The organism is Tunicatimonas sp. (assembly GCF_049647865.1).
Classification (GTDB): Bacteria; Bacteroidota; Bacteroidia; order Cytophagales; family Cyclobacteriaceae; genus Tunicatimonas.
Genome location: NZ_JBARYM010000519.1, coordinates 1 through 10,015, shown reverse-complemented (window position 1 = coordinate 10,015; position 10,015 = coordinate 1). Strand labels below are relative to the sequence as shown.

10 protein-coding genes are annotated in these 10,015 nt (G+C 43.2%); 3 read left to right on the top strand and 7 right to left on the bottom strand.

From position 1 onward, the window contains the following. Positions 1-174 precede the first annotated feature (174 nt). The 7 genes from WBA23_RS15360 to WBA23_RS15330 form a co-directional block, all read right to left on the bottom strand. The gene (locus WBA23_RS15360; RefSeq protein ID WP_424583163.1) at positions 175-366 is read right to left on the bottom strand and encodes a hypothetical protein; all 192 of its coding nucleotides are present in this window, start codon (positions 364-366) and stop codon (positions 175-177) included. Between the two features lie 227 nt (positions 367-593). After that, entirely contained in the window at positions 594-1,118 is a 525-nt protein-coding gene (locus tag WBA23_RS15355) for a hypothetical protein (protein ID WP_424583162.1), read from the bottom strand. A 53-nt stretch (positions 1,119-1,171) separates the two neighbouring features. Further along, on the bottom strand, positions 1,172-1,846 hold the full coding sequence (locus WBA23_RS15350) for an ABC transporter ATP-binding protein (protein WP_424583161.1): 675 nt from the start codon (positions 1,844-1,846) through the stop codon (positions 1,172-1,174). Then, on the bottom strand, positions 1,836-2,615 hold the full coding sequence (lpxA, locus tag WBA23_RS15345; RefSeq protein ID WP_424583160.1) for an acyl-ACP--UDP-N-acetylglucosamine O-acyltransferase: 780 nt from the start codon (positions 2,613-2,615) through the stop codon (positions 1,836-1,838). The genes WBA23_RS15350 and lpxA overlap by 11 nt, the downstream gene beginning before the upstream one ends. Continuing rightward, entirely contained in the window at positions 2,612-4,006 is a 1,395-nt protein-coding gene (locus tag WBA23_RS15340; RefSeq protein ID WP_424583165.1) for a bifunctional UDP-3-O-[3-hydroxymyristoyl] N-acetylglucosamine deacetylase/3-hydroxyacyl-ACP dehydratase, read from the bottom strand. Before WBA23_RS15340 ends, lpxA begins: the two co-directional genes overlap by 4 nt. 30 nt (positions 4,007-4,036) lie before the next feature. Next, positions 4,037-5,056 carry a UDP-3-O-(3-hydroxymyristoyl)glucosamine N-acyltransferase gene (gene lpxD, locus WBA23_RS15335; RefSeq protein WP_424583164.1) on the bottom strand — a complete coding sequence of 340 codons (1,020 nt, stop codon included), beginning with the start codon at positions 5,054-5,056 and terminating at the stop codon, positions 4,037-4,039. Between the two features lie 29 nt (positions 5,057-5,085). Continuing rightward, positions 5,086-6,327, bottom strand: a complete 1,242-nt coding sequence (locus WBA23_RS15330; protein WP_424583159.1) for an HD domain-containing protein — start codon at positions 6,325-6,327, stop codon at positions 5,086-5,088. Between the two features lie 209 nt (positions 6,328-6,536). Between WBA23_RS15330 and WBA23_RS15325 the strand changes: the two genes are divergently transcribed. From WBA23_RS15325 to WBA23_RS15315, 3 genes are read left to right on the top strand one after another with little or no spacing between them, the layout of a single operon-like run. Next, positions 6,537-8,096, top strand: a complete 1,560-nt coding sequence (locus tag WBA23_RS15325) for a PglZ domain-containing protein (RefSeq protein ID WP_424583158.1) — start codon at positions 6,537-6,539, stop codon at positions 8,094-8,096. Continuing rightward, a complete protein-coding gene (gene tsaE / locus WBA23_RS15320; RefSeq protein ID WP_424583157.1) occupies positions 8,089-8,526 on the top strand; it encodes a tRNA (adenosine(37)-N6)-threonylcarbamoyltransferase complex ATPase subunit type 1 TsaE in 438 nt (145 codons plus the stop codon). The genes WBA23_RS15325 and tsaE overlap by 8 nt, the downstream gene beginning before the upstream one ends. Next, positions 8,519-9,772: an alanine dehydrogenase gene (locus tag WBA23_RS15315; protein WP_424583156.1), complete on the top strand. Its 1,254-nt coding sequence runs from the start codon at positions 8,519-8,521 to the stop codon at positions 9,770-9,772. The genes tsaE and WBA23_RS15315 overlap by 8 nt, the downstream gene beginning before the upstream one ends. The last annotated feature ends 243 nt before the right edge of the window (positions 9,773-10,015 follow it).

Genomic DNA, 10,015 nt, shown 5'->3' with positions numbered 1-10,015 from the left:
ATGTTGAACGTAGCAATTTGAGTAATTCCATTAGCTATCGCAATGGCAGCTATTTCGTAGTCATGTATCTTCTTACCTCTTGGGTAGTAGTGTTGCAAAAATGCTTTATGCTGATCGAGTGATTTTTCATCTGGGAATAGAATTGGATAAATCGCTGAAACCTTTCCACTGTTTCTAGCGCTTGCTTAGAAGTGAGATAGGATCATCGCCCCGGGTAGTAGCAACTAAAAACTTACCAATATTTTTGATGGTAGTATACAGTTTGCTATCTGTTTCATCAATAAAACGCTGACTAGTTTTATGAAAGATGGAAGCTTGATCTATGGCGTAGTAAAGCAGATTAGTATCTAATAGAAGCCTATTCATACGCGGTATCACGAATATTCATTTGGTCGTATTTGCCGCCAAGATCGTATGTTTTTAAGTGTTGAGTGCGACGAGCTTTCCTACTTTTTAAACTTTCAATAGCTGCTCTACTTTTTCTAAATCCTCTTTACTCAACTTATCAAGCGACTGGCTTATTTTTTCTTTAGTACTCATAATAAGATGGCGTTTGTTAGCAAATTAACGGATTTCTATCAAATTTGATTTCTTTACTGCGTTTGCTGTTTAATCAGCGTTAGCTGGTACCCCCCCGAAATTCCAGATACTCGACTATTACCCGCCGGAATGCTACTATCCCCGCCCACTGAAAACCCTATTTCTATGTAAGCAGTGTCGGCTTCAAATAATTGTATGTCCATAGGGACTAAATCCGGTTGGCGAATCACTTGGGCTCCCACCAAAAAATCATCAGACTCTTCAACTACTAATGTTCCTTGGGGGGGGAATATCGCCGGACTAATGGTGCCCTGCGTAGTGTAAGCCACTTCGCTTAATCTAGGGGTGATGGTTATTCGGAAGCCAGCAAAATCCCCGGCTTTTACTTGCTTTTCTACCCCTTCAGGTGTGGTCAGGTTCACCACTACATCGGTAGTATCGCGAATAAACCAAATTCCGGCAATCTCTTGACCAGCCACTACTTCATCGCCACCGTTAGTGCCGTTGTTTTCTTTGCAGCCCCATGTGCTTCCTAGCGTTAGCAATAGTAGCAGAGGCAGTTTACTTAATTGAGTCATTAGCTAAGCGTTAGAAATAGTAGAAAAGGTATCTGTACTTTTTAACTGTAGGGTTAGCGTTTAAATTGCGTAATATCGATGATCTGATCACAGAAATCGTATTCAAAAGATTGATTAGAACAAATCACCACTAGCCTTTCGGCAATATGCTGTCTAATTTCTTGCTGGTACCACTGTATTCCTTGCTGATCTAAGTTAGAGCAAGGCTCATCCAGTAGTAGTACCGGACTCGGTGAGTAGAACGCAATACCTAATTTGAGCCGCTGCTTCATTCCAGAAGAAAACTGATAAATGTATTTTTGTCGAGCAGTAGTTAGTCCCGTTCGTTCTAGTAGTTGATTAATAGATACTTCTGGTTTGAGTGGTTTTAGGGTAGTGTGAAAGTTTAGGAATTCTTCCAGCGTAAACTCTTCGATGAGCTCCATATACGGAGCTGACATGATGATGTATCTAAAGATAGCCTCCTCATCAATGGTCTTTCCTTGCTGGTAATAATGAATTTCCCCTTTAGTAGGAGGAAGTAAACCAGCTAAAATAAGTAGTAGAGTAGACTTTCCGCTGCCATTGGGCCCAGTGAAGGCGTACGATTGCTGCTGCTCAAGTGTAAGGTTAATATCCCGAAAGATCCACTCACCAAGTCCACGATTACCGGACTGCTGACCACGCTGAAATTTTTTGCCTATCTGCTTAATTTCAATGCGTACGGACGATAAAGATTTACTGATCAAACCCTTTCATAATACCTCGTTCGGAACTATGCATAAAGCGAAGAATTTCGTCTCGCTCGCGCGATGGGTTCATCGTAATCTCAATCTGGTCGAGAGCCGCCGAGTTGTTCATGCCGCTCAAATAGATCATCCGGTAGACTTCCTGAATTTCGTTAATTTTTTCATTAGAGAATCCCCGACGGCGTAACCCAATAGAATTAATTCCACTGTAGCCTAATGGTTCCCGAGCTGCCCGCACAAACGGAGGAACATCTTTTCGCACCAGCGAACCGCCCGAAATCATAGCATGAGCACCGATCTTAGCAAATTGATGAACGGCACTCATTCCAGCAATAAACGCATATTCTCCTACCGTTACATGACCGGCTACCTGAACTGCATTGGCTAGAATACAGCTATTGCCGATTATACAGTCGTGCGCAATATGAACGTAGGCCATCAGCAGTGCATTATCACCAATTGTTGTTTTGTGGCGATCTACGGTACCCCGGTTAATTGTGACACATTCGCGAATGACGGTGTTATCACCAATTTCAGCGGTAGTATCTTCTCCGGCAAATTTCAAATCCTGAGGCACTGCTGAGATTACTGCTCCCGGAAATATTTTACAATTGCGACCAATACGAGCCCCCTCCATAATGGTTACGTTGGGGCCAATCCAGGTACCCTCTTTAATAACCACATTTTTGTAGATTGTACTAAACGGCTCAATAACTACGTTATTGGCAATTTTGGCTTCAGGGTGGATGTATGCTAACGGTTGGTTCATGAGTCTTTCCGAACAATACTGGCCGACATGGTAGCTTCACAAACTAGTGATTTTCCTACGTAAGCTTGTCCGCGCATTTTGGCAATGCCTCGCTTAATGGGGGCCAGCAGTTCACATTTTATGGTGAGGGTGTCACCGGGTAAAACCATTTTTCTAAAACGACAATGTTCAATTGCTAGAAAATATGTCCAGTAATTTTCGGGGTCAGGAACAGTGTTTAATACCAAGATACCTCCGGTTTGCACCATAGCTTCTACTTGCAACACACCAGGCATCACCGGGTTGCCGGGGAAGTGACCCTCAAAGAACGGCTCGTTCATCGTAACGTTCTTCATACCGCACACGGTAGTATCGTCCAGATAATAGATTTTATCAATCATCAAAAACGGATACCGATGCGGTAACATCTGGCTAATCTGATTGATGTCTAATACAGGCGGAAACTGGGAGTCGTACTGAAGTAAGTTGTTGTCACCATTTTCTTTCATAGCTTTTTTCAACTTCTTAGCAAAAGCTACGTTGGCCGCATGACCGGGGCGAGCCGCCAAAATTTGTGCTTTAATCGGTCGGCCTACCAACGCTAAGTCTCCAACCATATCTAATAGCTTGTGTCGAGCAGGTTCATTCTTATAGCGAAGTTCTACGTTGTTCAGAATACCCTCTTTTCGAACTTCTACCTTCGGTTTATTGAATAAATCAGCTAAGTAGGATAACTCTTCTTCATCTACCTTCTTATCAACCACCACAATAGCATTGTTGAGATCACCCCCCCGAATTAAGTTGTTCTTATGCAACATTTCCAATTCGTGCAGGAAACAAAAAGTACGGCAGGCCGCAATATCCTTTGAGAAATCTTTAATATCATTTAAGGTAGCGTGTTGACTGCCTAATACCGGCGAGTTATAGTCGACCATTACCGTAACCCGGTAGTCATCTAGAGGCAGGGCCGCAATTTCTACATTGCGAGAGGAATCTTGATAATGAATGCTTTCTTTTACTTCGAAGAAATTGCGCAAAGCACTCTGCTCTTCAGTACCAGCCTCCACCAAAGCATCAACGTAGGGTTTGGAGCTGCCATCCATAATGGGTGGCTCGGGACCGTCGAGTTGAATAAGTACGTTATCAATTTCCATACCCACCAGTGCGGCTAATGTATGCTCAACCGTGTTGATACGAGCACCACTTTGTTCAATGGTAGTGCCTCGAGAAAGGTCTACTACGTTATCCACATCAGCATCTACGGTGGGCTCGCCTTCCAGGTCAGTGCGCTGAAACTTAATTCCGTGGTTAGGTTTGGCGGGTACGAAGGTCATATTGGCCGGTACTCCTGTGTGTAACCCGACCCCCGAGACGGTGACTGACTTTTGTATAGTGTGTTGCCTAATGTTCATCATGTACTTTGACTCAATTGAGCGGCAAAGTTAGTATTTTTTTTCGAGTTCGTTGAGTCGCCCAACCAGATCGGGTAAGCTTCTGAAAGCAGCGTACGCTCGGAGGTATTTCTTTCGGTCAAAAGCGGGGCTACCTAGCACTATTTGGTCGGACTTTAACGATTTTCCCACACCGGCTTGAGCTCCTACTGTTACCCGGTCATCAATCGTGAGGTGCCCAACAACGCCAACCTGCCCAGCCAGAATGCAATTTTTGCCAATCTTGGCTGACCCCGAGACTCCGGTTTGTGCTGCAATCACTGTATTTTCACCAATTTCTACATTATGCGCAATTTGGATAAGGTTATCCAATTTTACTCCATCGTGAATAGTAGTAGAGCCTAAAGTGGCACAATCAATAGCGGTATTGGCACCAATGTTTACATGGTGGCCAATCACTACATTGCCAAGCTGAGGAATTGTTTTGTAACTGCCATCGGGTTGAGGAGCAAAGCCAAAACCATCGCTACCAATCACAGTACCCGAATGAATTACGCAGTGTGAGCCGATAATACTCCCTGCGTAAATCTTCACTCCACTATGAATAATGGTATGGTCGCCGATTGCTACATTATCGCCAACGTAGGCTTGCGGGTAAATTTTAACGTTGTTCCCAATTGTGCAATTAGCACCAATATATGAGAAAGCCCCTCGGTACAAGCTATTTCCCAGTTGGCTACTTTCATGAACGAAAGCGGGTTCTTCCGTACCTACTTTATCGTGGTTAAGCAGTTTGTGGTATTCTTCTAGCAGGGTGGTAAACCCAGAATACGGATCGTCTACTCGAATAAGGGTGGTTTCTACGATTTGACGGGGTTGAAATTGCTTATCTACCAGTACGGCACTAGCAGCAGTGCTGTAAAGAGAAGGTTCGTACTTGGGGTTAGAGAGAAAGGCTAAAGCACCTGGCTCCGCATCGTCAATCTTACCCAGTTTACTGATTTTAGTAGTGCCATCGCCCTGAACTTCTCCGTTTAGTAACTGAGCAATGTACGTAGCACTGAACTCTATCATGAAGAGGTAAACGTTAGGTTGGCAATTCAGACTGCTTCTGCTTGAAGTGCCAAGTTCTTTGGCCAGCAAACATAATACTTTTTTACAATCCGGCTCATTGCCTTTACATAGGGTAAATCGGATGCCTCTACTACGTCAAAAATCTTGCCCTCTTTAGTTAAAATATTGATTTTTTGATCTCCGGCGGCATAAGCAGCATTGCTAACTTCTCCGTAGTATAAAAAGTAGTCTACTTCATCTTGATTTAATTGCATTTCTTGCTGAACCTGCTGTTGTAAGCGACTAATAGTTTCGGTAGGGAGTGGTTGGTTATATAATCTAATCCTGAATAACTTTCGCTGAAGCAGCATTTGGCTCAAGGTAGAAAGTGCGCGGTCGGGATGCTGCTGCCAGTTTTTAATAGCGTACCAAATATCAATATCATCTAGCTCAGTGTAGTGTTCCAAATACTTCTCATTTTGCTCAATATCAGATAGCGATAAGAGTTGTTTTAAGAATAAAGATAAGCAGGGTGAGGCGGATACTTCAACTCCGGTAGCTATCAAGTGTTGAGCTCGCTGAATAATTGCCACCATCATTTTTTCGGCACTCACGCTGGCCTTGTGTAAGTACACCTGCCAGTACATCAGTCGGCGAGCGTGGAGAAAGTTTTCAATACTATAAATTCCCTTTTCCTCTACTACAATCTCATCATTCCGAACATCGAGCATTTTGATAATACGATCCGCTCCAATCTCACCTTCCGATACTCCGGTATAAAAGCAGTCTCGCTTGAGATAATCTAATCGATCAATATCTAATTGGCTGGATACTAGTTGATGAAAAAATTTACGCTCGTACTGATTGGTGAAGATCTGATAAGCTAATGGCAGATTACCCCCCAACTCCTGCGCCAAACGTTTCATAATAAGCCGCGACATTTCTTCGTGACTTACGTCTAAGAGAGTATATTCCAGTGCGTGGGAAAACGGAGCGTGGCCTACGTCGTGCAGCAAAATAGCAATTAACAGCGCCTCACATTCATCATTTGATATGTCCTGTCCCTTGTTTCGCAAGCTATCCACGGTGTTCTGCATCAGATGCATGGCACCCAGGGCATGATTGAACCGGGTATGTAAGGCTCCGGGATACACTAAATGAGCTAAACCCATTTGCCGAATACGCCGCAACCGTTGCACGTAGGGATGTTCAATAATATCGAAAATAAGTTCGCTAGGAATATTAATAAACCCATAAACTGGGTCGTTGAAAACTTTTCTCTTATTCAACGTTAGTAAGTTTAAATGATTAGTGTTATGGCGACCACCGTGTGGTGTTAAAGTTCTGGTATGATGTAAATTAAACGTCAACTCAGAACCCAAAACTGGTACCACAGTATTACGCACCATTGGCAACTATAACACCCTAACACCATGCACCATAATACTTAAATTATTAACAACCTCACGATCACTTAGTTTTTCAACCTGAACCACTTATGCAGAAATACAAAATTCTTTGGGCCGATGATGAAATAGATCTTCTCAAGCCTCATACGCTCTTTTTAGAAAAGAAGGGTTACGAAATGGTTACCGTAAACAGCGGAGCCGATGCTATTGAGCAAGTAGAGAACCAAGCTTTCGATCTTATTTTCTTAGACGAAAATATGCCCGGCATGACTGGACTGGAAACGCTGGACTATATTAAATCTTCCAAGCCTAATATTCCGGTAGTAATGATTACCAAAAGTGAGGAAGAAATGATTATGGAGCAGGCAATTGGGGCAAAAATCAGCGACTACCTAATTAAACCGCTTAATCCGAATCAAATTCTGCTCTCTATCAAGAAGATTCTGGATAATCGGCGGTTGGTGACTGAGAAGACCAATATGAGCTATCAGCAGGATTTTCGGAACCTCAGCATGGCCTACAGTGATGATATTGATCATCGGGAGTGGATTGAAATTTACCGGAAGCTAATTTTTTGGGAGCTGGAGATTGATAATACCGAAGAGCGAAGCATGTCGGAAGTGCTGGATAATCAGAAAGATGAGGCGAATTCTAACTTCGCTCGCTTTATTACCGATAATTATGATTTGTGGCTAAATGAAGTGGGCGTAGATAAACCGTTGCTCTCGCACGAATTAATGACCAAACGGATTTTTCCGGAATTAAAAGAAGATCAACCGCTCTTCTTCATTCTGATTGATAACTTACGTTTTGATCAGTGGAAGATCATCGAACCCATTATTGCCGACCATTATACGGTGGAAGAAGAATCATCAATGTATTCTATTCTACCCACTACGACGGCTTTTTCGCGGAACGCTATTTTTTCGGGAATGCTACCCGCCGAAATGGAGAAGTACCACTCCGATATTTGGGTGGGCGATGACCAAGAAGAGGGTAAGAACAATCACGAGCACGAGTTTCTGAAGCGGCAGCTTAAAAAGAACCGTTTAGATATTAAGAGCAGCTACCATAAAGTTATTCGTACTGAGCAGGGCAAACAGTTGCTAGACAATGTGTCTAACCTAATGAAAAATGACCTGAACGTAGTGGTTTACAATTTTGTAGACATGCTTTCTCACGCTCGTACCGATATGGAAATGATCCGAGAACTGGCTCCCGATGAGGCGGCTTATCGCTCTATTACCAAATCATGGTTTTTACACTCTCCTTTGCTCGACCTATTCAAATGGCTATCAAAAGAATCGGTAAAAGTTGTGGTAGCTACTGACCACGGTACTATTCGGGTGAAACGCCCCGCCAAAATTATTGGTGATCGTAACACCAATACGAACTTACGCTACAAGCAAGGAAAAAATCTCAATTTTGATAATAACCGCGTGTTTGCGGTACGTCACCCGGAAGATTTGCACCTGCCCCGACTAAATGTATCAACTACGTATGCCTTTGCTACGCAAGATTACTTTTTTGCGTATCCTAACAATTACAATTATTACGTAAATTACTACCGAGATACCTTCCAGCACGGAGGGGTTTCGCTAGAAGAAATGATTGTGCCACTAATCACGCTGACTCCTAAGAATGTCTAAAGGTGAATGGGTTCAAAAGGAGGTGCAGGAAGTAAATTTGCCTCAAGTCGCTCAGGAGTTGATTAAATGGGGAAATTCTTACGATATTTGGCTGTTTCAAGGAGACTTAGGAGCGGGGAAGACTACATTAATTAAAGAATTCGGTCGATATTGGAAAGTAGTAGATCAGATGAGTAGTCCAACATTTTCCATTGTGAACGAATACGAAACTTCTGATGGCCAAACTATTTATCACTTTGATTTTTATCGTTTGAAGCACGAATCAGAGGCTGTAGATATTGGTGCCGAAGAATATTTTGATTCAGGAAGTTATTGTCTGATTGAGTGGCCGGAAAAAATTCCTAATTTGCTGCCGGATCGGCACCTTCAAGTTTTTTTAGAGGTACAACCCGATCAGAGTCGCACTATTTACGCGTCCCAACATGAATGACTCAAATAAACCAGAAACACTGGTAAGCACATCATCTTCTGAGATTAAGGAGCTTGCTAAAGAGCAAATGTTGTATCCTCAGGAGCAGTTAGCCACGATAAAAGAAAGCGATAAGTCGCTTCAGATCGGCATTCCCAAGGAGGTATCTCCGCAGGAAAACCGCTTGTTGCTTACCCCATCTTCCGTAGGAGTAATTACCAATATGGGCCACCGGGTAATGGTAGAAACCGAAGCCGGTGTTGATGCCAAATTTTCGGATAACGAATACAGTGAGTCCGGGGCAAAAATTGTGTACTCGACTAAGGAGGCCTTTGATGCAGAAATTGTTCTCAAAGTAGCCCCGCCCACGCTAGAAGAGATTGAGTATCTTCCCGTAGGATCTACATTAATCTCGGCACTGCACATGGGTAACCAAACTCCCGAATTTATTCATGCCTTGAATAAACGTAAAATTACCGGAGTAGCTTTTGAGTTTATTGAAGATAAAGTAGGGGGGATGCCAGTCGTTCGGGCTATGAGCGAAATTGCTGGGAGTACAGTAATGACAGTGGCGGCTCACTATCTAAGCAGTAGTACTAACGGCAGTGGAATAATTTTGGGTGGTATTACTGGGGTGCCCCCCACCAAAGTAGTGATCTTAGGCGCGGGTACGGTAGGGGAATACGCCGCTCGTACCGCTATTGGCCTGGGTGCTCAAGTAAAAATCTTTGACAATCAACTGTACAAACTACGCCGGATAAAGCATACGCTGGGTCAGCAGATATATACTTCAACAATGGATGTGGTTACGTTGAGCAATGCATTGGAAGAGGCCGATGTAGTGATTGGAGCTATTCGGGCCGAAAAGGGAACGAACCGTATGGTGGTAACCGAAGAGATGGTAGCGAACATGAAAGCCGAATCGGTGATTGTAGATGTGAGTATTGACCAAGGAGGTTGCATTGAAACGTCGGAAATAACTAGTCTGAAAAAACCGGTATTTCGTAAGTACAACGTAATTCACTACTGCGTACCCAATATTGCTTCGCGCGTGCCACGTACTGCCACCACGGTGTTCAGTAATATTTTTACCCCTATTCTGTCGCAAGTCTGCGATGCTGGAGGAGTAGACGAAATGATTTACCACTACCGATGGTTCATGAAAGGAATTTATACCTACCGAGGTAGCCTCACCAACGCGGCTATTGGCAAGAAGTTTAACCTTCGCTCCCGCGACTTACATCTATTAATGGCCGCTCGGATTTGATTGTTTTACGAAGAAAAATCTGACTACAAGCAAGCAAATTACTGTTCAATTATTGAAGCTTTGAAAGGCAGTAGTAAATAACAAGTACTACCTGTACAGCTAACTAATCGTTAGTTGATTTAACTTTCCTGAAAAGTTGTATCTAAAAATATTTCTAACTACGCCCTAACTATCACTCAATATGAACCTATCGGTGCTACTTCTTATCGATGTGCAACAGGGCTTAGATGATCCGTACTGGGG

Excerpts from the sequence above, each read along its gene's own strand:
- WBA23_RS15360 (WP_424583163.1), bottom strand. The coding sequence starts at position 366 with ATGAATAGGCTTCTATTAGATACTAATCTGCTTTACTACGCCATAGAT.
- WBA23_RS15355 (WP_424583162.1), bottom strand. The coding sequence starts at position 1,118 with ATGACTCAATTAAGTAAACTGCCTCTGCTACTATTGCTAACGCTAGGA.
- lpxA (WP_424583160.1), bottom strand. The coding sequence starts at position 2,615 with ATGAACCAACCGTTAGCATACATCCACCCTGAAGCCAAAATTGCCAAT.
- WBA23_RS15340 (WP_424583165.1), bottom strand. The coding sequence starts at position 4,006 with ATGAACATTAGGCAACACACTATACAAAAGTCAGTCACCGTCTCGGGG.
- WBA23_RS15325 (WP_424583158.1), top strand. The coding sequence starts at position 6,537 with ATGCAGAAATACAAAATTCTTTGGGCCGATGATGAAATAGATCTTCTC.
- tsaE (WP_424583157.1), top strand. The coding sequence starts at position 8,089 with ATGTCTAAAGGTGAATGGGTTCAAAAGGAGGTGCAGGAAGTAAATTTG.
- WBA23_RS15315 (WP_424583156.1), top strand. The coding sequence starts at position 8,519 with ATGAATGACTCAAATAAACCAGAAACACTGGTAAGCACATCATCTTCT.